The organism is Pseudomonas batumici, from assembly GCF_036585405.1.
Lineage (GTDB): Bacteria > Pseudomonadota > Gammaproteobacteria > Pseudomonadales > Pseudomonadaceae > Aquipseudomonas > Aquipseudomonas batumici.
Genome location: NZ_CP144470.1, coordinates 912,820 through 935,395, shown reverse-complemented (window position 1 = coordinate 935,395; position 22,576 = coordinate 912,820). Strand labels below are relative to the sequence as shown.

Annotated in this window: 23 protein-coding genes; 6 read left to right on the top strand and 17 right to left on the bottom strand. The window is 53.2% G+C overall.

Annotated elements, in window-relative coordinates:
• Positions 1-9: 9 nt before the first annotated feature.
• From NUH87_RS03805 to NUH87_RS03775, 8 genes are all read right to left on the bottom strand, one after another.
• Positions 10-1,683: a methyl-accepting chemotaxis protein gene (locus NUH87_RS03805; RefSeq protein ID WP_338524791.1), complete on the bottom strand. Its 1,674-nt coding sequence runs from the start codon at positions 1,681-1,683 to the stop codon at positions 10-12.
• Positions 1,684-1,906: 223 nt separating this feature from the next.
• The gene (locus NUH87_RS03800) at positions 1,907-3,118 is read right to left on the bottom strand and encodes an alginate lyase family protein (RefSeq protein WP_338524790.1); all 1,212 of its coding nucleotides are present in this window, start codon (positions 3,116-3,118) and stop codon (positions 1,907-1,909) included.
• A gap of 224 nt (positions 3,119-3,342) precedes the next feature.
• On the bottom strand, positions 3,343-3,948 hold the full coding sequence (locus NUH87_RS03795; RefSeq protein ID WP_338524789.1) for a hypothetical protein: 606 nt from the start codon (positions 3,946-3,948) through the stop codon (positions 3,343-3,345).
• On the bottom strand, positions 3,882-4,232 hold the full coding sequence (locus tag NUH87_RS31195; RefSeq protein WP_422393900.1) for a helix-turn-helix domain-containing protein: 351 nt from the start codon (positions 4,230-4,232) through the stop codon (positions 3,882-3,884). The genes NUH87_RS03795 and NUH87_RS31195 overlap by 67 nt, the downstream gene beginning before the upstream one ends.
• 119 nt (positions 4,233-4,351) lie before the next feature.
• Positions 4,352-4,900: a carboxymuconolactone decarboxylase family protein gene (locus NUH87_RS03790; protein WP_338524788.1), complete on the bottom strand. Its 549-nt coding sequence runs from the start codon at positions 4,898-4,900 to the stop codon at positions 4,352-4,354.
• Positions 4,901-5,220: 320 nt separating this feature from the next.
• Positions 5,221-5,382 carry a DUF2986 domain-containing protein gene (locus tag NUH87_RS03785; RefSeq protein WP_338524787.1) on the bottom strand — a complete coding sequence of 54 codons (162 nt, stop codon included), beginning with the start codon at positions 5,380-5,382 and terminating at the stop codon, positions 5,221-5,223.
• Between the two features lie 55 nt (positions 5,383-5,437).
• Positions 5,438-5,764, bottom strand: coding sequence for a phosphotyrosine protein phosphatase (locus tag NUH87_RS03780; protein WP_338524786.1), 327 nt, complete (start codon positions 5,762-5,764; stop codon positions 5,438-5,440).
• Positions 5,761-5,955 (bottom strand): hypothetical protein, encoded by a 195-nt coding sequence (locus tag NUH87_RS03775; protein ID WP_338524785.1) that lies wholly within the window; start codon positions 5,953-5,955, stop codon positions 5,761-5,763. The genes NUH87_RS03780 and NUH87_RS03775 overlap by 4 nt, the downstream gene beginning before the upstream one ends.
• Positions 5,956-6,396: 441 nt before the next feature.
• Between NUH87_RS03775 and NUH87_RS03770 the strand changes: the two genes are divergently transcribed.
• Positions 6,397-7,902, top strand: coding sequence for a dGTP triphosphohydrolase (locus tag NUH87_RS03770; protein WP_338524784.1), 1,506 nt, complete (start codon positions 6,397-6,399; stop codon positions 7,900-7,902).
• The gene (locus tag NUH87_RS03765; protein WP_338524783.1) at positions 7,886-8,659 is read left to right on the top strand and encodes a hypothetical protein; all 774 of its coding nucleotides are present in this window, start codon (positions 7,886-7,888) and stop codon (positions 8,657-8,659) included. Before NUH87_RS03770 ends, NUH87_RS03765 begins: the two co-directional genes overlap by 17 nt.
• Before the next feature lie 369 nt (positions 8,660-9,028).
• Here NUH87_RS03765 and NUH87_RS03760 read toward each other — a convergent pair whose 3' ends face one another.
• A complete protein-coding gene (locus tag NUH87_RS03760) occupies positions 9,029-10,057 on the bottom strand; it encodes a restriction endonuclease (protein ID WP_338524782.1) in 1,029 nt (342 codons plus the stop codon).
• An 899-nt stretch (positions 10,058-10,956) separates the two neighbouring features.
• Here NUH87_RS03760 and NUH87_RS03755 point away from each other — a divergent pair.
• Complete coding sequence (locus NUH87_RS03755) at positions 10,957-12,255, top strand: IS110 family transposase (protein WP_338524781.1); 1,299 nt, start codon at positions 10,957-10,959, stop codon at positions 12,253-12,255.
• 169 nt (positions 12,256-12,424) lie between these two features.
• Here NUH87_RS03755 and NUH87_RS03750 read toward each other — a convergent pair whose 3' ends face one another.
• A complete protein-coding gene (locus tag NUH87_RS03750; RefSeq protein WP_338524780.1) occupies positions 12,425-13,888 on the bottom strand; it encodes a hypothetical protein in 1,464 nt (487 codons plus the stop codon).
• Between the two features lie 394 nt (positions 13,889-14,282).
• Between NUH87_RS03750 and NUH87_RS03745 the strand changes: the two genes are divergently transcribed.
• The gene (locus NUH87_RS03745; protein WP_338526720.1) at positions 14,283-14,588 is read left to right on the top strand and encodes a panthothenate synthetase; all 306 of its coding nucleotides are present in this window, start codon (positions 14,283-14,285) and stop codon (positions 14,586-14,588) included.
• Between the two features lie 394 nt (positions 14,589-14,982).
• A complete protein-coding gene (locus NUH87_RS03740; protein ID WP_338524779.1) occupies positions 14,983-15,693 on the top strand; it encodes a dienelactone hydrolase family protein in 711 nt (236 codons plus the stop codon).
• Positions 15,694-16,163: 470 nt separating this feature from the next.
• Here the strand turns inward: NUH87_RS03740 and NUH87_RS03735 are convergent, their stop codons facing one another.
• The 4 genes from NUH87_RS03735 to NUH87_RS03720 all read right to left on the bottom strand — a co-directional run bounded on the left by NUH87_RS03735 (position 16,164) and on the right by NUH87_RS03720 (position 19,554).
• Positions 16,164-16,832, bottom strand: coding sequence for a serine protease (locus NUH87_RS03735; RefSeq protein WP_338524778.1), 669 nt, complete (start codon positions 16,830-16,832; stop codon positions 16,164-16,166).
• A 538-nt stretch (positions 16,833-17,370) separates the two neighbouring features.
• Positions 17,371-17,814, bottom strand: a complete 444-nt coding sequence (locus tag NUH87_RS03730) for a hypothetical protein (RefSeq protein ID WP_338524777.1) — start codon at positions 17,812-17,814, stop codon at positions 17,371-17,373.
• 409 nt (positions 17,815-18,223) lie between these two features.
• Positions 18,224-18,502, bottom strand: a complete 279-nt coding sequence (locus NUH87_RS03725; RefSeq protein WP_338524776.1) for a DUF3077 domain-containing protein — start codon at positions 18,500-18,502, stop codon at positions 18,224-18,226.
• A gap of 443 nt (positions 18,503-18,945) precedes the next feature.
• Positions 18,946-19,554 (bottom strand): uracil-DNA glycosylase family protein, encoded by a 609-nt coding sequence (locus tag NUH87_RS03720; RefSeq protein WP_338524775.1) that lies wholly within the window; start codon positions 19,552-19,554, stop codon positions 18,946-18,948.
• Positions 19,555-19,770: 216 nt separating this feature from the next.
• On the opposite strand from NUH87_RS03720, the gene NUH87_RS03715 reads away from it, so the two are divergent.
• A complete protein-coding gene (locus NUH87_RS03715) occupies positions 19,771-20,301 on the top strand; it encodes a cytochrome b/b6 domain-containing protein (RefSeq protein ID WP_338524774.1) in 531 nt (176 codons plus the stop codon).
• A gap of 3 nt (positions 20,302-20,304) precedes the next feature.
• Here the strand turns inward: NUH87_RS03715 and NUH87_RS03710 are convergent, their stop codons facing one another.
• The 3 genes from NUH87_RS03710 to NUH87_RS03700 form a co-directional block, all read right to left on the bottom strand.
• Positions 20,305-20,658 carry a VOC family protein gene (locus tag NUH87_RS03710; RefSeq protein ID WP_040067087.1) on the bottom strand — a complete coding sequence of 118 codons (354 nt, stop codon included), beginning with the start codon at positions 20,656-20,658 and terminating at the stop codon, positions 20,305-20,307.
• 82 nt (positions 20,659-20,740) lie between these two features.
• Positions 20,741-21,220 (bottom strand): VOC family protein, encoded by a 480-nt coding sequence (locus NUH87_RS03705; protein ID WP_338524773.1) that lies wholly within the window; start codon positions 21,218-21,220, stop codon positions 20,741-20,743.
• Positions 21,221-21,293: 73 nt separating this feature from the next.
• Positions 21,294-22,349 (bottom strand): alpha/beta hydrolase, encoded by a 1,056-nt coding sequence (locus NUH87_RS03700; RefSeq protein ID WP_338524772.1) that lies wholly within the window; start codon positions 22,347-22,349, stop codon positions 21,294-21,296.
• Between the last annotated feature and the right edge of the window lie 227 nt (positions 22,350-22,576).

Below are 22,576 nucleotides of genomic sequence, written 5' to 3'. Positions count from 1 at the left end.
AACCGGGCATTACAGCGAAAAGCGCGCCAGCATGCCGTCCAGCTCCACCGCCAGGCGCCCCAGTTCCTGGCTGGCGTTGCTGGTTTGCGCGGCGCCGCTGGCGGTCTGCATGGACAGGTCGCGGATACGTACCAGGTTGCGGTCCACTTCACGGGCCACCTGGGCCTGCTGCTCGGCGGCGGTGGCAATCACCAGGTTGCGCTCGTCAATGCCGGCCACCGACCTGGAAATGCTCCCCAGCGCGTCCTTGGCCACTTGCGCGCGCTGGCGCGTGCGGCCCGCCTGGGCGGCGCTTTCGGCTAGGGCCTGGACCGTCTGGCCGGTGCCCTGATGAATGCCGTCCATCATCTGCTCGATTTCCCGCGTCGAAGCATCGGTGCGTTGCGCCAGGCCGCGGACTTCATCGGCCACCACGGCAAAACCGCGCCCGGCCTCACCGGCCCGCGCCGCCTCGATGGCCGCATTGAGCGCCAACAGGTTGGTCTGGGCGGCCACGCTGCGGATCACTTCCAGCACCTTGCTGATGCCCTGGGTCTGCGTCGCCAGGGCCTGGGCGCGCAGGCTGGCCTGTTCGACCTGATCGGCCAGGGCGCCGATATCGGTCATGGTCTCGTCCAATTGCTGCTGGCCTTCGCGCACGGCCGTACTCGAGCCGCGTGACTCGCTGGAAGTCTCCACCGCATTGCGTGCCACTTCCTCGACCACCTGGCTCATCTGGGTGACGGCGGTGGCGGCGTGTTCGATCTCGCCGTATTGCTGATGCAGGTCCTGGGCGCTGTCGTGCATGATCGCGCCCATTTCCTGGGTGGATGCGTTCAGGCGGCCAACGGCGCCACCGATCTGCTGGATCACCGCGTGCAACTGATCGCGCATGTGCCCGAGCATCTGCAGCAGTTGCGCCACTTCGTCCTGACCATGGGCGACCACCTGCTTGCTGAGGTCGCCGGCGGCCACGGTCTTGGCCACCTGCAGGGCTTGGCGCAGCGGTCGGGTGATGCTGACGCTCAGTCGCCAGGCCTGCAACAGCATCAGGGCCAGCGCCACGCCGATGACAATGGGCAGCACCAGTTGGACTTTGTGGAAGGTGCTGGCGGTGTTTTCCAGGGCCTGCGCGGTGGTCTGCTTGTTCAGTTCACGCAGCAATTGCACCTGCATGTCCATCAACGAGCCCTGGTTGGCCAGGTCGTTGTTGGACAGGTTGGTGGCTTCGCTCATGTGCTTCTGCTCGACCAGCTCGATGGCCTGCTTGAACAGCGTGACGAACTGCTGCGCAGCGTCCTGCAGCAGCTTGATCGAGTCGCGCTCTGTTCCTTCCGGGACCTTGGCCAGGTACTCGGTGAACCCCTGGTCCACCTCGCCGCTGAGCTGTTGCAGGTTGATCTTGCGGTTGGCCAGTTCGGCCGGGTCGTTGGCATACACCAGCAACAGCGCTGCCTCGGTGCGCATCTTGGCCAGGTCGATGGCGATGGCGTCAGCCTGGGCGATACTCGACAGCGGTCCTTGCTCGATCAACTCGCCATCGTGGCGAATGTGCTGCATTGCCATCAGGCACACCCCACCCAAGGCGGCCAGCAGCAGGGCACACAGGCCGAAACTGGCCAGCAGGCGCTTGCCGATGCTCAGGCGGCGCAGCAGGGCGGGACGTTGGGAAGGCTTGCGGAGGAAGGCGAAACGAAGGTTCACAGCGGCTGGCTCTTATGAGGATACGCCAGCGGTTGTAACAGTCTTGCGTGATGGCTTTATGACACTTTTGTGGATGACAAAAAATTCATGTTCGAAGGCCTGGGCCAGCTGCGTATGGGTCGACAGGAGAAGAGACGATTCACGGCCTTGGACGAAGTGTGGGAGGGCGGCATACGCCATCGCCAGGCCTTCAGGTGCCTAGCGATGTTGTAGGCCATCAACGTCAGCGTTTTCCAGCTGCGGCTTCCTGATAGTTATTGAACAACAGCGATCCATAGCCCAACTGGTCAAAGCCTCCACTGTTAGACCCGTAGGCACCCGCCTCAGGACCAAAGTTGTCCATCATTTTTTTCGTATAGGGGGCTTCCAGATGTTTGATTCCGGCGTAGTGATTGTAAATCAAGGTCCACATTGGACGGGTGCTGCCGCGACTACCGGAAGAAATCTGAGTTTGGACCGAGCCGTCGCTGGTGGTGTAATTGGTCCATGGAACATCATCAAGCAGATTGTATTTGGCAACATACTCACTGGCTTTTAATGCGAGATTGTGGTCGAAGCTGAACAAGTCATCGCCCTGGCTCCACGCCATCTGGCAAATCACCCCGATTATCGCGATGTCTAATGTGGAGTGCCCCTGATCACGTCCGCTTTCCTGAACTTGAGCCAGACCCACTTCCTTTCCAGTGCCGGGGTAAACAGCCCACATTGCATTGTTGAATGCGCCATTTCCTTTTCCATGAAGCACATAATTCATGGATTCTTTATAAATGTCGTGACGATCCGTCAAGATGCCGATGGCCATCATCGAAGCAAGATTGACCAAGTCCCAGTTTGCCCAATAATGCAGTCCAGCTTCTCCATATCCATTATGCTTGGTTATGAAGTCATGGTTCATCGGGTAGAAAACCTTGAGCATCATGCCTTGAAATTGAGGAAATTTTTTCCATCCTGGATAAGTCCTCATGATTTCTGCCGCATTGGCCAGTTCATAGCCGTAGATGCCGGACGCCAAGTATTTATCGCTTGTGCCTATCACATCGGTCAGTTTGTCTGACCAGGCATCAAGCACTTTGATCGAGGCATTCGCGTAGTCGATATTTCCAGAAATTTTCCAGCGAACGGCCAACTGATAAGCAGCTGCCGCATCTCGGAACAGCGAAGCGTAATTGTCTTTGCCCCATGATGGGTTGCCCCGGACTACTCTATCAACTGGATTAGGTGCGTAATTGGCGGCTGCGTACGGACTTTTTTCCAGAAGATTCCAGCTGTCGATCGCAGGTGATGTCTTGCTGGTAACGAGCCTCTTGGCACGGGCAAAATCGTCGTTCGTACTCAACATTCCCGGATGCACGAAATTCTGGTTTTCGGCATTGGCTACGTTTACGACGCATAGGCCGATAATCAATCCCACAACGTTAAGCACTCTACCTTGCATTGCTCACCCCCAGTAAATCATTCATGGACTGCAGTTATAACGCTCGGTAGGGAAACAAATATGCAGCGATGCTCAGCTGCCAAGTTCACGCCGCTCGGGACGGATAGAGCTTGACAGTGGGGCGTCTGATGTCAAGCGGTACCCTTCGCCTCTTCCTGAACCGTGGCTGAAGAAAACCAGAGTAAGCATTTAATGTGTAGCATGGGCTCATGCATTCGCGTAGGTCATCCTCTGGGCCATATTGAGTGGCTTCGGTGTGACCTGGGGTCGCTTGGCTTGGGGGCCGATGCCATTAGCAAATCATGATGGTGCTCCGTTACGTCATCGGCTGGAAACATGCACTCAACCCGCAACTCCTGAGCCGCGATGGTTTGAGGTGTCCCGACAGTGGACACCATAGAGAAATAGTTCAAAATTAAGCCATCTTTTGCAAAACTCAGTGGTATGACCGGCAACGTATCATTTGCGTCCATACCCACCGCAGGTTTTTGCCATTCGGTCTCAACCTCTGGATAAGCGAGTAATGTAGCAACCAACGCCCGCGTCGCATCATCCATCAGTCGACCGACTGATTCGCGCAATACCCGTTGAAGCAAGCTTCTCGCCACTCGTTCCCATCCGATGATGAATGGACGCATACCCTCCGGATCAAACATAAGGTGCAATAGGTTACGAGGGCCTTTACGGGCTTCCATATCAATGAAGCAATTAAAAAATTGCAGCGACGATTGGTTTGCCATGAAGACATTCCAATATCGGTCCATCACCACCGCAGGGTATGGATTATGATGCCGCAGTGTACGTTCCAAGGCCTTATTGACGTATTGCATTTCCCCGAGTTCCAAGCGGCCTCGGAGTAAATCGGCGCATAGCCCGCAGCCAATAGCAGTGCGTTTCTTTCGCGTAACGGAACATCCAGCACCTGGGCAAGATCCATCAAGGTTTGTCGCCCTGGGGTACTACGACCACTTTCAATAAAGCTGATATGGCGCTGCGACACGCCAGCATCTAGCGATAGGTCAAGCTGACTTTTGCCACGTGCACCACGCCATTGACGAAGCAACTCCCCCAATTGGTTGGACGGAGGTTTTTCTTTTTGGCTCGATGGACTCATCTGGTTTGTGCCTGAAGGTAAAGATATGACAATCACTCATGGGTATCAGCAGCAGCGTCGCCGCAGTATAGGTAAAACCCTCAAGGCACGCACCGAAAGTCGTCTGAATTTTTAAGGTTCTACTTATTCCAGCCATATGCTTGAAACGACTCCTCCAGCGGGGGATTGGTGACGCTGGCGACGTAATTGGTGATAGTCGACGCGGCGACAACATTAATCAGTTCCAGAACCTGCTCTTTCTTGAAGCCTGCGTCAAAAAAAGCCTGCAGGGCTTGGTCACTGACATGGCCACGACTTTCGATGAGGCTTTTCGCTAAACCAGATAATGCAGCATGCTTCACGTTCTTTGGAGCATGACCAGCACGTATCGCTTCGACATCGGCAGGATTCAGCCCCTCCTTCAATGCCAGGAAAGTGTGAAAGGCAACCGGCCACGATGACGCGTTTGTTACGGCATTAGTGAGTAACAATGTTTGGATTTGATCCTCTGTGAAGCTGCCGCTATGTACATGCTGAAATACACCGATGAAGCTGTTGATCAGCGTCGGAGATCCAGCCATTGCACCTGCAATGTTTGGAATGAAGCCAAAGGCTTGCTGCAAAGTCTCCAGAACGGGTTTCGAATGCACTGGGGCGGATTCGAGGGTATAAATTTCAAAATTAAACATTGTCATTCCTCAGCAGTTAATGAAGCGAGTCATTATTGAGCCGCGTGGAATGAATTTATCGATTGCCTTCAGGCTGCTCAATTACGTTGCAGGTAATATTGAGCGACACACCGGGGAGGGGCGCTTGAGGTGATTTGTCAATGATGGACGCTCTCATCTCAAGCTGCAGGCTTAGCTTGGTTGAGGGCAGGGGGCGCAAATGGTGCGCGCAACGTGCACCGCTGGCGATTTCCTGGGCGAACTGCTCGTCCCAGGGGGAGGGCTTTGTGGTGGGGCGTTGGAGCAGGAGTCCATGTCGTAGAGGGCAATGGCGTCCTTGATCAGCTCTCAGGGGAAATGATTGAGTCTGGGGTGGGTTCAGCCGCCAGCTTCAAACGGTCAGCTTTACTAATGTATTTAGGCTTACTTTTCGGTGCCAATTTGGCGCTGGCCTTTTTGGCGTGAGCCTTTAATAACTGATTTATTTTTTTACGACGATTCATATTTTCTACTCGACTTGTAAGTTCTTGAATGATGGCAGAGGTTTGCGCACGAAACCTAGGGGGTGAGATAGGGCTTCACTGCGTCTTCGAGCATGTCCACCAGCTCAGGATCCATGTAGCGAAAGTCGTCGGGAATATCCAGAGAGTGAATCCGCTTGTGTTCAAGCAGGCGGGCGTACTCGGCCTGCAGGCGATTCAGGTGTTTGCGCTCCATGACAAAGATGACATCGGCCCAGCGAATATCCGCTGGGCCGACGGGGCTGCGTGCGTTCGGGCTTGTGCCCGCCGAGCGGGCATTGAAGCCGGGACGGCGGCGCCAGATCGCTTCCGCCGTGGGGCTGCGCCATTGGTTACGACTGCAGACGAACAGGAGGTTTGTCACTCTTGATCCAACCATTGGCGGGTGGTGCGGATGGGATAGCTCATGCCGAGTTGGCGTGCCCTGACAAGCTTGTCGGCCCGGGTGTACATCAGCTTCCAGTTCTTTTCCGGCTTGAATTTCAGCGGACGAACCGCCTTGTCATCGCGGTGTTCAAGGGCCTGTGTGCGTCTCCAGGCGCGGGTTCTTTCCATGGTCATTTCCTCGTGAGTACCGGGTTCAGCAGCCGCGGTAATACGAGTTGGGGGTATGGTAAGCGTGAATCGGGGGCAGTGGCTAGGTTGTTGAGTTTCTGATACCAGCAGCGCCCGCTTCTGGTCGGTATCTGCCTCTCGCCACAGTCGGCAATTGGCCCAAAGCAACCCTTGCGTCGACCGGTTGAATCCACAGCCAAAAGCGGACGCTCGACAAGGGACTGCACCGAGTCAAAAGCGGACGATTTGCTAAAAAATTTATCTACAGTGGATGAATGCTCGATAAATAGGAATGGCGCTCGCGCTTTAGCTTGTCGTACTCATGAGATGGGGAAGCCCAAGGCTGCTTGTCGGCTAGGGTATCTGCGCGTTTGGCTGCAGTGCTCAGTATGGTACTGTTCGCCGCAATCCTGAACGTAGCCTTCTGGGAAAAGCATCCTAATGAAAGAAAAGCCAGTAACCCTAAGCATTTGGTCCGAATCTCGCCGGCCTCGCATACACCCTACACCGGTTGAGGAGGTGCCTAAGGGGACTGATGGGCAAGGGCTTGTGGGGGATTTCTCCAACCCTAGAACAGACACACATCGTTCGGTGTTTCAGCAGGACTATGATCGTTTGCTGTTCTCCACTCCGGTTCGTCGCTTGGCTGATAAAACTCAGGTCTGGCCCATGGAAGAGAATGATGGTGTGCGTACTCGTTTAACGCATTCCCATGAGGTCTCCAACCTGGCACGCTCGATTGGCGCGCGTGCATACAAGGGGGCTCGTGAGGCTTTCAGGCAGCATGGCTGTGGTGACGATAGCCTCGCTGAGATGATTAACCCTCTGTTGCTGTCAATAGGTCTTGGGCACGATCTAGGTAACCCTCCGTTTGGGCATCAAGGTGAGGTGGCTATTGGCCGCTGGTTTGAGCAACGTAAAGGCTGGATTTTTACTAACATCACGGAGGGTGGGGATCTCTTGGCCGCTCCAGTTCCACAGGAGTACTGGTCTGAGTTTATTGAGTTTGATGGCAATCCACAGAGCCTTCGTCTCTTAACCAGGCTGCAGACCCATATCGACGGACTTGGGCTTGACTTGTCTGCTGCCACCTTGGCTGCAGGACTGAAATACCCTGTGAGTTACTTAAATAGGGATAAAGATGATCCAGTTATAAAAAAAGGTGGTTATTTCGAGTCTGAAAAAGACTTGGTTGACTGGATTAGAAAGCACACCGGACTGGAGGAAGGGCAACGTCACCCTCTGACTTGGATTATGGAGGCGTGTGACGATATCGCTTACTCCGTTTTGGATGTTGATGATGTCCTCAAAAAGGGAATCATGTCTCCAGATGATGTGTTGATGATACTGCGCAAGAATTTCAACACTGATGGCGTGGTTGGTAAAATTCAAGAAAAATTCAAGGAGATTGAGTCTCGTCTGTTTTCTCCAGAGATTCAGCGCGATATTAAAGTTGAGTATCTACGGGCGTACCTTATCGAAAGCCTGATTGAACACGCGAGCAAAACATTTATAGTAAATGTACCTGCCATCTTTGGTTTTGAGTCAATGAAACCTTTGATGGATGATAGTCAGCTTTGCAACGTGCTGAAGAGTGTTGCGCAGCAGAACGCCTTCAGTCATTCATCTGTACTGCGTATGGAGGCATTGGGCTCAGCGGCCATCGACGGCTTGATGACAGTGCTATGGGAGGCTATCTCTTATCGTAAGGGCTTTGACAATATTCGATCAAAGCGACTAGGGGCTCGCGCCAAGTATGTATTCTCATTGATAAGCGCGAATTATATTGAGCAAGCCGCCAAATGTATAAATTCATCAGAGGTAGCGTCGGGGTTGCGCTATCGTGAGCTTCGCCTACTTACAGATATGGTGTCAGGAATGACTGATAGTTTTGCCATGCGCCTCTGGGAAGATATTAAGGTGATGCCTGATGCCAATTGCGCCTAATCAATCGGCTTTAAAGCGCCGACTGGATCGATATCTCTGGGCTAATAGATCTGGAGAAATGGAGGCCTTGCAGGCTGCTTTGGATTCCAACTTTCGCGCCTTTGATCGGGTCGCGGTGATGGGTGGTCTCGTTCGTGATTTTGCTCGCGAGGGACGAACTGGCTTTAGATCTGATGTAGATCTTGTGATTGACGACTCTAAAGAGAAAGTTACGTTGTTGGCTGAAAAGCTTAACGCGACGCCTAATCGCTTTGGAGGCTACGGCTATAAGAGTGGGCCTTGGAAAATTGACTTTTGGGCTCTAGAGACCACATGGGCACGAAAGCATGTCCCAATGCAAAGGCTAGAGGATGTTTTGCTTGGTACATTCTTTGACTGGGATGCGGTTGCATATGATTTGTGGGAAAGAAAATTAATATGCCATGATGACTATCTTGAACGCATAAAAGCTAAAACGCTTGAAATCAACTTGCAACCTAATCCATCCCCCATGGGGAATCTTGTTCGAGCCATTCGAAGATTGGTGTTGTGGCAGGTAGTCCCAGGTGAAAAGTTGAGGTGCTTTATTAATGAGTACTTGGATGACAGCGCACTTCGCTATTTGCAGAAAAAAGAAATAGAGCTGTTTCCTTATTGTGTCTCAACTCGCTGGAAGACTGTTGAGGAAGCTAAGTTCTCCCTATTTCAGGAGAGAAAGCTTGAGGCTTGTCAACTTGATTTATTCCAGATAAAGCATCGAAACTCATACTTAGAATAGCTACTCTTCTATTGAATTCAACTTGCCCCTGACGCCACCCCATCGGTTTAAGAAGATGTGACCAGTAAAAGGGTGGCTTTGATTTCTATCTTGAGCGGCTGCTTCTGGCCGAGAGCGGTCTACCGCAAAATTTTATATTGCCCATTGTCTGGCTTACCTAGCGTGACCATGAAGCCGAGAGACGGTCGATGGCTTCGACGGGGTATTGATGGGGCAAAATGGGGTAACCCGTACGCCAATCTATGCCATTCAATGCCCATCATGCACTTCTGCACGCGGGCAAGGATGGGCATTACAGCCAGTAGTGACGGGCCTTTCCTACCTAAGCCGTCACATACCCCAGCACAATCGGGATATGTGTGAGGGGATTTAGGCTATATGGGGCCCGGTATTGAGCAACCCCGACATCTCATCAGCTGGGAAGTATCCTTTAACTGTGATGGAAATTATGCTGCCATTAGCAACCGCTTCAGCCTTGGTTTTCTCGTCACTGGGCGTCAGCAAATTCCAGTCTGCATACGATTTGGTGTCGTGCTCAGAGACAGCAAATGTTTGCTTGGTGATACAGTCATAAACAGCAAGTGCGTACTTCTTTCTGGCTGAGCGGTCAATGTATATTCTTGATTGTAGTAGTTTGACGCCAATCTCAATTTTTATTTGATCTATCAGTAAATATGTATCGTGTGGTTTTATGACGAGCGGTTCGCTGAAATTAAGATTGACGGGCTTCACTAAATAACGAGTGCACTCTTCTCCACCATTGATGAGGAAGGGTTTTTGTGTGAGAGACGCCATGCTTTCGGAAATGTAATGATCTAGTAGGGACTCTAAGGTTTCGAATTTTTTCTGGTGTTTCGAGAATATTGTGCATGCCCCTTTTTCAGTTCCTAATGATATGGGGATGTCGATCTGTTTTATATCTTGGCTGCCGTCTGCACGGGCTACACCTATAATATTTGGGTTGATCGATTTTAACGTGGGTTGCAGGACCTGTAGGTACAGATCAACGATTTTTCCAGGGAGCCCCCATTCCTCGTCTGTTAGCTCGCGGATCCTGTACAGTGTAATGCCTTTGGACTCTGCGTATTTTTGAGCTCCTCGTTGAAATCCCTTTGTAGTGAAAAACACCCCTTTGGAGGCATTCAGGTCCAACATGCTGGCGTGCAATACATCGATCTGTTCTCGCTTGACCGACTCTTTCCAGTATTTGCACTCGATCAGTGTAAGGTAAGTGTAGGGGCCTTTCTTGTGTTCGATTACAACATCAATCTGTCGAGTTGCACCTGAGTTCCCTGTTAATGTTTGGTCGTGAGAGACTTTTACTTCGCCATCTTCGTGGAGGTGGGCGACAAACTTTTCAAAGCCATTCCAATCTTTTACTATGTCTTTGTGGTTCAATTTAAAGTCATCCGTAGCTTTGGGCGTGGTGTGCTGTATCAAATATGGCGGTCACAATGGACTGGACGTTTTGTGCAATTCTAGCGCGGTTCTATGCGTCTTGGATGCTTTTTGGTAGGCGCAAAAAGCGCCCAAGGCCGTGTCGGGTATGAGACGGGATCTGAATAAGGGGGGCAGGGCAACTGAGTTGCTGATCCAGCAGGCTGTTCAACTAATCAAGCACACAACATAGCGCGGTAACAGTCACCGACAGCAATGAGACACATTGCAGCCTGTAGTCGGGCAATGTCTGAATGGCCGTTTTGGCCGAGTCGTGTGCGTTGGTTTTCAGGTGGTTTCCAAAGCGCAGCAGACATTCGAACGGCTGCAAACCAGAATCATCGTGTGGCAGCTGTTGGTCGAAAGCAACCTATCAAGAGAATTCATATTGGCAATCGTCTGGCTTGCCAGTGCCCAGCTTGATTCTCAGCTACTGGATGGCCGCTTTCGACCGATTCTGTTGAAAAATCGGCTTCGGTCTTCACGGCAGAAAAGTACGTGTCTGAAATTGAAATCTGTGTTTTGAGCAGAGGGTTCAGGACTCAGTTTTTACGTAGCAGAGTGCAAAAATGGTGTTTTCACCGCTCAATGCACGGACATCCAGCCCAGGTCGATTTTTTCAACAGAATCGACCCGCATATAGATAGTCCGTCCCACCTTCACCGATACTGGTAACGGTTGGCAGGTAGCTGTCAGCGAGGGTGGAACATGCACCTGTAGACTACGAATAAATCGACCCAAACGCATGACGTTTGCCGCTTTAGTTTCGAGTCTACAGGTGCGCTTGCGCTCGATAACGAATACTCAGGGTTCGCCGTCGCACCGGCTCACTATATTGCCTTCGCTGAACGCAAGCATGCATGTCCCTAGCAGATATTTTATCGCTTGCGGAGGTTCACGTGACAGCGTCCTTGAGTCAGCACTTCACAGCCTATGTCGGCATCGATTGGGCAGATACCAAGCATGATATTTGCCTACAGGCTGGGGATGAAAATCATCGTCAGTTCGACTGTATCCCCCATCAGGTTGATCGCATTGACGAGTGGGCCAAGGCATTGCACCAGCGCTTCGGTGGCCCTATCGCAGTAGCTCTGGAGTTGGCCAAAGGACCAATTGTCGCGGCCCTGCTGAAGTATGACTTTTTCGTGCTGTTCCCGATCAATCCCTCGACGCTTGCCAAATATCGCGTGGCATTCAAGCCGAGTCGCGCCAAGGATGATCCCTCCGATGCGGAGTTGGCACTCGATCTACTGCTTCGTCATCCTGAACAGTTCACCGCACTCAGGCCGCAGAGTGCGGCCATGCGCTCGCTGCTGAGCCTGATCGAACAGCGCCGGGATCTGATCAACGACAAGACGCGTTTTACCAACCGTTTATGCAGCACCCTCAAGCAGTATTACCCGCAGGCACTGGACTGGTTTGAGCAGCGAGACACTCTGTTGTTTTGCGATTTCCTCACTCGTTGGCCGACACTCCTGTCAGCCAAACGGGCGCGTAAAACCACGCTTGAAGCGTTCTTTTATGCCCATAACGGGCGTCGCGCCACATTGATCGAGGCGCGTTTGACGTCGATCCGTGCGGCATCTGCGCTCACCGAAGATGCCGGCATTATCGAGCCTTGCCGCTTGCATGTCCTCGCGTTGGTGGAGCAGCTGCGCACCGTCCTCACGGTGATCGATCGCTTCGACAAGGAAATCGAGCGGGTCGCTTCTGCGCTACCGGATTACGCATTGTTTCGGAACTTGCCGGGCGCAGGCCAGCATCTGGCGCCACGCTTACTCGCAGCCTTCGGAGAGCAACGTGAGCGTTTCCATGGCGCGGGCGAGCTGCAAAAGTACTCCGGCATTGCCCCTGTGACGGAGCGAAGTGGCAAGAAGAGCTGGGTGCATTGGCGCTGGCAATGTCCAACGTTTCTTCGTCAGACCTTCGTGGAATGGGCGGGTCAGACCATCAACAAATCCTTTTGGGCTGGAGCCTACTACCGGCAGCAACGCGCCAAAGGGAGTACCTACCAGGCTGCCGTACGCGCACTTGCGTTTAAGTGGATTCGGATTTTGTACCGGTGCTGGCAGACCAGGACGCCCTACGATGAAACCACCTATTTGAATGCCTTGAGGAAGCGTGGTTCACCGCTCCTCAAAAACCTTGATTTAGGTTGACTGACCTCCTCAGGGCGTGAAGCGGTCAAGCGTAGATGGCCGCCATCAAGTAAAGAATCCGCTCGTGGCACCATTCCTCTCTAATGGGGAGTCGTCGACGGTCCGAATGGGGGAGGCGCTGATGTTGTAGCGGCTAGCTATGTCTCAGCGGCTCTACCTCGATGAGAGCCTATTCCTTTTTTTCACAAGGTTGAAGGGGGGGAGAGTTGGAGCTATATAGCAGGGCCTTGTGTGCAGGGGCATCGTACTGGGCAACGGGCCAGCCACGGTTCCCATAGTCCGTAAAATCTCCCCGGTAGTTAATAATTAAGAAAGTCAATTTGTAGATCAGTTGTATAACTCTGAAAATTTTGTCGAGTTCCTCTTGGAACTTTTCAGGTTTAAACTCGAGGCTGCCGTGGGCTGCCGGATTGCGGAGTTCCTTCCAAGCATTAATTTCGTTCATTGTAATCGCCGCAGATTTTTCTAATGCGTAAAATTTGTCTTGGGCTCGGCTTGATTTCATTCCGCCGATAGCGGAGTTTGCACGCGCTATTATGCTTTTTTCAGCGTCGCTAGTTTTGATTGTGGTAGCTATTTTTTCAATTTCTAAAATTGTTTGTTGTGAGATAGCACCAATCGGCTTGAGAACACTATTTTTAGCTAGAGCCTCGCAAGCCACACAAACGATGAGCGCTACGGTATCTAGGTTGACACCATTAAGTGTGTAAAGGTTATTTAGCTGTCCGATGATTGATGTCGCCTCTTTCTCCAGGGCTATAGTGCATATGTATGTGTAATGGCATGACATGAGTTCGAAGAAGTCTGCTGTTTTATCTTTAGGAATAGGTGCCCCAACTGGACCTTTGTTGGGTTTACGATGGCTTGAAATACGATAGGTTGTAGTGTTGCTAACCCTTATGATGCTTGCTGTTGGGTGGAGCAGTGTCGCCGTGCAGAATCTTGTTGAGTCAAGCAGCCTTTGGGCATGCAGTTTAGATAATAGACTTGGGTCATCCGGTTTTGCATAAAACCTAATTACGTCTGGGTATTTCTCTGGGTCTAGTTGTTCAAAAGTAAGTTCCAGGTTAGGGAGTTTTCCCTCTGCCTTATAAGGTATGTTTTTAACTGATGTGTCTCGATCTCCTTTAGATTCTTTAATGTGTCTCAATTTATTAAATGGGATTTTCAGATTGTCTGAGAAGAAATAGTTAATAAATCTATCCGGGCTGTCTAGATCGCTGTTGATTTCTAGGCAATCAAAGCTTGCATCAATTACGATTGCTCCGTCATAGTATGTGATGTTGGTTTTTACTTCTGAGTTTTCCCAGGTGTAGCCAGACACGCACAGTGCGGATAATTTGTAGTAGTGGTGGTCTGGTACCAGTACGCCCGGTTCAATCTGCAAAGAAATTATTTCAGCGAGGCTGCTGTGGAATGTTGATGCTGGTGTATCTACGACAATTCTAAGCTTTCCGCCGGATTGCAAGCTGAATTGGATGCTTCCCGGAGCGGTGTAAATTTTTGGATTTTCGGCATTTTTCTGAGTCAGTGTAATTTCAAGACAGTCAATAACAAGTGCGTCGGCGTAAAAATTCAGGGCAATTTTGTTAAAATAAGAGTGAAGGGCGCGCTCTTCAAGATTTTTTGACATTGTGCAAGTCCGTCCATGTAAATAGATTGTGGTTGCAATTTGCCATGCCTGTCTAACGGGGTAAAGGCCCAAGCGAAAAGGTGACAGATTTATTTTTCTACCTTTCAGTTTCCGTTCAAGCCGCTGTCGCGGGTCAGAAGGCGGCGTTTCCAGTGAGCTTCCTTCTGCATCATTTCTTCCTTACCTGTGTGCTTGTCAGCAATTTCGAGGATGCTGAAAGCCTGGGCAGATGGCGAACGGCAGCTTGATGACCGTCCGTAGCCCCGGACGAACGTCAACTCATGCTTCGCTATGCTTAACACACCGCAGGAACGGTTGAATGCAGTCCTGACGGCATGAGCGCCAGGAGCAAAGGTAGGGAGATGAGGCTGCCATTTGAATAGAGTATCGAATGATGAAAATGCTACTGATGGTCGAGTTCCCGAATGAACCCTTCAACGCTCTCGTCAGATCCGGGAAGATCGGCGAAATCATGGAGCGTATCCTGGAGAGCATCAAACCGGAGACTGCCTACTTCACTGAGCAGGAGGGAATGCGCGGCGGGATTTTCCTGATCAACGTACAAGACTCATCTGAAATCCCCAGTTTTGCAGAACCTTTCTTTCTCAACTTCGAGGCGACCTGCAAGTTCCGCCTTGCCATGAATCCGCAGGACCTGCAAAGAGCCGGTCTGGACGCGCTCGGAAAAACATGGGGGTGAGGGGCGATCAGCACGGGGCGGTTTACACGCCCCAAATCCTACCCTGTCTGGCGCAATCAAGTCGCGACGAGCAATCGGGGACAGACCACGATATTGATGCTGCTGGCAGCCCGTCTGCCTGTCACGACGGGCGGGAGTCGACCCTGAGCAGCCATCTGCCCCTTTGACCATGTGGCGTCCGCTTAGCAACTTGCAGCTGTCACTGGTCTGAGCTTGAAGAGGGCACAAGTTTGCATGTCAAGCAGTTGGGGACTATAAATCCTGTCATCAATATTTATGTTATGCGGACACCACTGCCCGTATAAATATTGCCAGGCCCGTTCCCACAGCAGGTTGCGTTCGCGGGACGAATGACGCCGCGGGGTAGAATCACAATGCGCTGAAGGAGTCGCCCATGCTGAGTGTTTTCCCCCGGTTCCTCATATCCTTGCTTGCGGCCGTTTCATCGTGCGCAGGGGCTCAGGACCCTGGTCCAAAACAGCAAGAGTTCCTACCAAAGTCAGGTAGTGGACGCGTCGTCGTCCTTGTTTCTGGCCAAACAGGCATGCCTGGCTACACGATGACCGCGCAGCAGATCGCCGACGCTGGTTTCGATGTCGTTCTGGTCGACGGCAATGAATTCTGGATCAAAGACACGAGCCGTGCCTGGAACATGCTCAAAGAGGTGATTACGCAGGCTCAGGCGGGTGCGCACGCGCGGCCAGGCAAGGTGGGCGTCGTTGGCTATTCGCTCGGCGGAGCGACCGCGCTGACCTACGCGGCACGGATGCCAGAGCTCGTCGCAACGGTCGTTGTAGGCTATCCGTACACCGCGTTCATCAAGGCCCCGGCCGACTTTGTCGCCAAGATCAAGGTTCCAGTGCAGATGTTTGCCGGTACGGCAGACACCTACAAGGATTGCTGCCGAATCGAAATGGCGCGCCAACTCGCCAACGCTGCCAAGGCAGTTTCCCCACCCATGCTGACGCTGCATGAGTACGACGGCGCCGGTCACGGGTTCAACTTGGCCACGGCCTCGCGTAAGGATCAGGCTGCCGGCGAGGACGCAATCAAACGGACGATCGCACAGCTGAAACAAGCATTGCCGGCGGAAGGAGCGAAGTAGCAACGGTGCGAGGCGTGTCAAGTGCGCCCTAATCACTCATTCAACCGGACGCGCCAATTCATGCCATTAACTTGGCAAACGTCGGTGGCGGCGCGCCGGTTAACTTGATCGTTAACGGCAGCTTTCTAGTTAATATCGGCCGTTCATCGACTGAATAATTGAAGCTCCCATATGTCGGCTCCTGGCCGATTTCTGCCTGTCGCTAAGGGCTGTTTTCGACCCAGGCTATGTGAAAACGTTTTAGAGCAAGTTTGACAGTCAGAATCGGAACGAAAATCGCGTTCCTACGTTAATTTCAGGGTGGCTGACTAACCAAACGCCGGCAGATTTTACGTAGCAACGCAGACTACAAAACAGCGCGTGCGTTTTTCACACAGCCTGGACCCTTTGCAGACATCCATAACGTTCAGGTTAAGGGGCAGGCTTTAGCCTGGCACGAGTGAGCGAAGCGAACGACCTTGAAGCGTATCTTAGACACCTAGTTGTGGTCGAATGATTTCGAGAACATGGTTAATACTGTATGCAACTAGAAAGCCGGTATTGTACGGCACTGTCATCTGAGTTGGGTTTCCTTCTTCGTCGAGCACCACCTCGTGCTCTACGCGAAACTTAGAAACGACACCAGCAATGCGAAGTTCATTTGGCTTTCCTGCCGGATAGAAGAACAGCGGGCCACCTGAAAATCCTTCGTTGTTGATTGCATCGACATACATCACTTGCGGCTTAGTAACGCTGATAGACGAGAGGGTCCCTTTCTTCGCGAACGGGCATGGCAAGCCATCCATGAGGCTTCCTACGTCACCCCACATTTTGTATGGAAAGCCTAGAAAGTATACATCTTGACCCAGCACGATTTCGCCTATGGACGGGGTGACAACGAACTCTACATCTGTAAGTCGGGTGCTTAGTTGTAGGATCGAGATATCAATTTCGCCGCGCCCATGACCAACTAACTTTGTTTTAACTTCTAGCCATGCATTTTCGCGAAAGATTCGAATGATAGGCTCGCCATCGTTTGAGTTGAGCAAGTGCCGGGCTGTCACCAGATATTCCGCGTCGTCAACCTCGATGGTGAAGGCCGTTCCGTACTGCTCTGCCTTGATAAAGAATGTTCGGTAAAGAATATTGGTAAGAATCATGTGTCAGATACCTAACGATTAAGATGGCTGACAGGCAAAGGCCGAAAAGGGGACGGATTTATTTTTAAATTGGGCATCGGCTATTGGCTGAAAGCTATCGGTGAGGAGGGCCGCAGCTGGCCGGAAGCGGACTCTAAGAAAAATAAATCAGTCCCCCTTGCACAGCTCCCAAGTTCACGCTGCTCAGGGCGGATAGAGCTTGACAGTGGGGCATCTGATGTCAAGCGGCACCATTCGCCTCTTCCTGAACCGCAGCTGAAGAAAACCAGAGTAAGCATTTAATGTGTAGCATGGGCTCATGCTTGCTTGTCTTGCATCCTGACGTGCCATGCTTGCAACGCTTCAGGCTCGTCAGGCACGGTCAGTTTGATCAACGAGGCGGAAATCGGTCACCAGCGACAAATGGCTGAGGCTTGGGGTAAAGAATAAATCTGTCACCAATCTATCAAACAGCCAACGAGTCATCATCCGGCCACCATGAATAAGGGGGTAATTACACCACGCACATCTGCGTGCCCCAGTAAACAGCTGGTGAGATTTAAAATTGCAGGCGATATAATGCGTTTTTGGAGCTTTTGCACCCACCATTACCATGGCCACTGAAATTATCATTATAAAACTCACACAGCATGCTTGTTCCTTTATCGCCAAACAGTGAGGCAGTACCAGGGCTGCTACCGGGCATTGCATATGAGTTTGAGCTTCCGGAAAACGAAGATAAACCCGCAGAGCCATAAACCGAACCATACACATTGCCAAAGCCGATGGCGCCGCCGCGCACTAAAGAATACTCACCGCTCAATAGCTCACCGTCAGGCATGATAATTTTAATATCACCGTGGCCTGAACCATAAGACTTGAAATCTGCCGTAAGGACACCTGTAGCAGTAGCAATATCATTTGCGGGATACAAGCGAGCACTGCGTGTACAACCGGATAATGCAACGCAGACTAAAACAACGACAAAAGCAAAATTTCTCATTGTTATCTCCTTGTAAGTTCGGTGACGCTACCCATTTTTCATCATTATGTCCACCGTCCTCTCCTGGCTGATTGCTGCGGTTGGAGAGGAATCCGAGGAGAGCAGGAATCGACGACCAAGAGTTTTCAGGGGCGTGCGACGTTTTACTGCGGCGGTTGACGAATAGATAAGCGCAGTGCGTCTGCGCTACGCTCCACCGACCATGGCCAAGGCTCTGGCCAGAAGGTTTGGAATGGATTCGCTTTCCGTTATTGCCATGTCAGATCAGTCTTGCTCGCGATGAGCGTGAACATGCCGCGGTGCATCAAACATTCCGCGTCATCGTTGACGTCCATCGCGAGCAAGCTTGCTCCTATAACAGCAGGTTTGTGCGGACCGACAATTGCGATTCGCCAGTAGCTGCCCCTGCCTAGGCCTTTTGACCAGACAACATTCTCTGGTTCAGGTCATCGACCACTGCTTTGCCCATCTCACAAAGGTAGTGGGAGGCCCAGGCATAACGCTTTCCATCTGTCTCCATGGCGGCGTCCAGGGCCAGGTGCTTGGCGCAGTAAAACAGATTGGAGGCATGCTCCATGGCGTCCTTGATCGGGACATCGGGGTTGACTCGGAACAACTGCTGATCACCCTCGCCGCAGGAGGCAAAGGTAATGACGCCAAGGGTTTTGATCGGGGGATGGTCGTTCATTGGACACCTCCAGCAATGGCGCAGGTATCCGAGAAGTGAAGGTCGAGCGAAGCAAGTACGTGCATGTGCATAGCTCCTACGTCTAAGTGAGAGCCGCCACGTTCGTTCCAAGCGAAGGGGTGGCAGCTGTACGCAGGTTGGAAACCGGGGACATAGGACCCGGCAGGACCGAAATCCTCCCGCGCACAGCCGCCATTGACAAGTTGCGGACGAAAAAACGCCTGCAATTGTAACTGGTTGGCGCCTGTGCGCTATGTCTTCGGGTTTCCAAGCCCGGTCGCCGAATAAGCGGCGACCACCGAAGACTAGTGCTCAGGCTGTACAGCGACAAGGTCGGGATTATTACCGATTGTGGCGAGGGGGATTCCATTACTGATAGGTGAACCCCACCTTGCGCACGATAAGCGAGATTGGCCCAGCGGTCTTCAACCTTGCAACCAACACTATGAAGACAGAATCCTCTCGACCCGTGCCCGCAATGCCGGCAGCACCTGCGTTTCAAACCAGGCGTTGCGCTTCAGCCAGATATTATTGCGCGGGCTCGGATGGGGCAGGGGGAGTACGTTTGGCCAATATTCCTGCCAAGCCTGTACCGTCTCGGTAAGGCTCGCTTTGGCGCTATCGCGCAGATGCCAGTTTTGCGCGTACTGCCCGATGACCAGCGTCAACTGGATGTCCGGCATGCGCGCCAGCAACTTCGCGCGCCAGGTTGCCGCGCATTCCGGGCGCGGCGGCAAGTCGCCGGATTTGCCCTTGCCCGGATAGCAGAAGCCCATCGGCAAGATGGCAATTCGCGTTTCATCGTAAAAGGTTGCCCGGTCGATCCCCATCCAGTCCCGCAGACGGTCCCCGCTGGGGTCGTCAAACGGAATGCCGGTCTTGTGCACCTTGCTTCCGGGAGCCTGCCCGGCGATCAAGATCTTCGCACTGCCGTGCATCTGCAAGACCGGGCGCGGTCCCAAGGGGAGGAATTCGGCGCAGATTTCGCACGCCCGCACATCTTCGAGCAGCTTTACCGTAACGGGATCGTTCGCAGAGATTGATGAGGTCATGGTCCCTTTTTCCGCAACGGACTTCAGAGAAGAGGTTAGATCCTGACGATCTTATGGGCTAGAGGGTAGCCGACTCACCCCCTGAGCAAACGACAAAAGCACCCGTCCATGGAACGCGCGAGGTGGCCAAGTGCTTGCAGAGTGGAGGGCCTGGTAGTACCGTGGCGCCGCAAATCTAAATGTAAATCCTTCTTACTCAAGGTTGTCGCACGATTTATGGTCCACCCCGTCCTGCAATCACCCCCCAGGCCCTACACCACCGCCCGTATCTACCTGCATTGGATCTCCGCGCTGGTGATCCTCTGGGCCACGTTGAGCGGCTTCGGCGTGACCTTGCTTCCCGTCAATCACCCGGTTCGCCAGTGGGTGGAAAACCTCAATCCACAACTGACCTCGCTGTTCATTCCGCTGTTTGCCTGGCGCCTGTGGTTGTACCTGACCACCTCGTCCGAACCGGCGGCGGGTACCCGGGATCTGCAGAAAAGCATCGCCAGGCTGGCCCACACCCTGATCTATCTCAGTGTAAGCGGCGTATTGCTGACCGGCGTGATGATGATGAATCATCCAGTGCTGTTGCTTGGGATCATGCCGTTGCCGCAGCTGCTTCACTCCCTGCCAGCCCTGGCAGAGGTTCAACAACTGCATCATCTGCTCTGTACCCTGCTGGCTGCGCTGGTGGCGCTGCACCTGGCCGCTGTGTTGCAACACCAGCTTCGAGGGCGTTCGGTACTGCGTCGGATGTTATGAGGTTCAGTCTGTGTGTTGCAGTACGTTGATCAGGGTGCCCAGCGGGTCAAGCACGAAGAAGCGCCGCACGCCCCAGGGTTCGAGGGTCAGCGGGTAGAGGATCTGGTAGCCGGCGCGTTGCGCGCGCTCGAAGACCTCGTCGAGGTTGTCCACTTCGATGGAAAGGTTCGGTACCGGTGCGCCGGAGCCGCCTTCACTGGCAATGCTCAGCTGGGCGTGGGCGTGGCTGTCGGAGGCCAGGGTGATGATCCAGCCGTGGTCCATCAGCGGTGTGATATCGAACAGCTTGCGATAAAAGGCGGCGACTTCGGCGGGGTGGTTGCTGGCCAGGTTGGCGACGATACGGCGAACGCTCATGACGGGCTCCAGGCGGGGCATGAACGTTCAGCATAGTTCGGATTGCCTCCCTATCCAAACGCCCGGCCCTAAAGCACGCGGGTTAACCCTTCAGCGCCGCTTCGATCGCCGCGATGTCGATCTTTCTCATGCCCATCATGGCATCGAACGCACGCTTGGCCGCCGCTCGATCAGGACTGGCGATCGCGGCCGTCAAGACCCGTGGCGTGATCTGCCAGGAAAGTCCCCACTTGTCCTTGCACCAGCCGCAGGCGCTTTCCTGGCCGCCGTTGCCGACAATCGCATTCCACAAGCGGTCCGTTTCAGCCTGGTCGTCGGTTGCCACCTGGAACGAGAACGCCTCGTTATGCTTGAACGCCGGCCCACCGTTCAGGCCGAGACAGGGGATGCCGATCACCGTGAACTCGACCGTCAGGACATCGCCTTGCTTGCCCGCTGGGTAGTCGCCAGGTGCACGGTGGACAGCGCTCACCGCGCTGCCCGGGAAGGTCTCGGCGTAAAACGTCGCGGCCTCCAGGGCGGTGCCGTCGTACCAGAGACAAATCGTGTTCTTGCTGATCATCGGGGGCCTCCACGATTGGGGCTGACCCATGGATTCTAGTCGACGATGGATTGGGCAGGCAGACGCCCTTGAATTACAGGGTTCTCGTGTAGAACGCATTCAGCTTGTTCACGGCCGCTTCGACATACCGGGGAACCCAGTAGGTTTCGATATGGGTTGCGCCGTCGATCATGAACAATTCCTTGTCCTGGGTGCCGGTGGCCTTGGAGAAGGCATCCTGGGTCATGTACAAGCTGTCGGCCTTGCTGCCCGCAATCATCAGCAACGGCTGATTAATCAGTTCTATCTGGTTGGTGGCGTCGAAACGCATCAGATCCAACAGGCTGCTGGTGGTGTACTTGAAGGTCGAATTAGGGTGCGCATGCGTCTTCCAGTAGTACTCGTAACCTTGGCGATACAAGTCGAACGGCAGTTTGGCGATCTGCTCATCGGTGAGGTTGGCATCACCTGAATAGAGCACTGCCCCGCCGGCCGCTTCCTGGGCGCGAGCAGAGGAAGCCTGTTGCAGGCGTTGTTGGAGGGTGTCCAGTTGAGAATCGTTGTAGCCGTTGCGACGAGCCCGTCCGGAGTTGAACATGCTGACCGTCGCCACCGACTTGAATCGCTTGTCGGTTTGCGCTGCGGCCAACGAGTATCCACCACCGCCGCAGATGCCGAGCAGGCCCAGGCGTTTCCCATCGACTCCAGCATACTGAGTGATGAAGTCCGCCATGCCGTGGATATCCTCGATGCGGTACGCAGGCTTGTCGATACTGCGCGGTTGTCCGCCACTTGCACCCTGATACGCGGCATCTGCGGTAATCGTGATATAGCCTTGTTCAGCCAGTCGCTGCGCATACAAACCGGCCACCTGCTCTTTCACTCCACCGTTCGGGTGCGCCACCACCACAGTCGGATAGACCTTCTTCGCATCGTAGTTGGCAGGGGTATAGACGTTGGCAGCAATGTCCAGGCCATTGAGCTTGTAGGTGACCGGATGGATATTGACCTTGCCGGGCTCATTCTTGGTAATTGCGCCGTCGTAAACCAAGGTGAACGGGTTCTTTTTGTAGTCTGCGGCCCCGGCCTCGCCAGCAGAGAGACCGACCATGGCGGCCATGAAGGTGGCTTTCAAAATTGTGTTTCTCAAGTGAGTCTCCCGAGCATTAAAAGAGTGCGATTCAGAAAATCGCGGGTGACAGCTGGGTGGCTGATGGGGTCCGATCGTACGGAAGAGGGCGGTGCGGAATAACCCCATTACTCCGCTTTCACTTATTAGCAAGGGTTATGAATTCCAGAGCCACGCTCGAGGCTAAAACACGTGACGTAGAGCGCTGGTAGCGGGATGCAAGATTCTGTATTACGGCGAAGTAACAG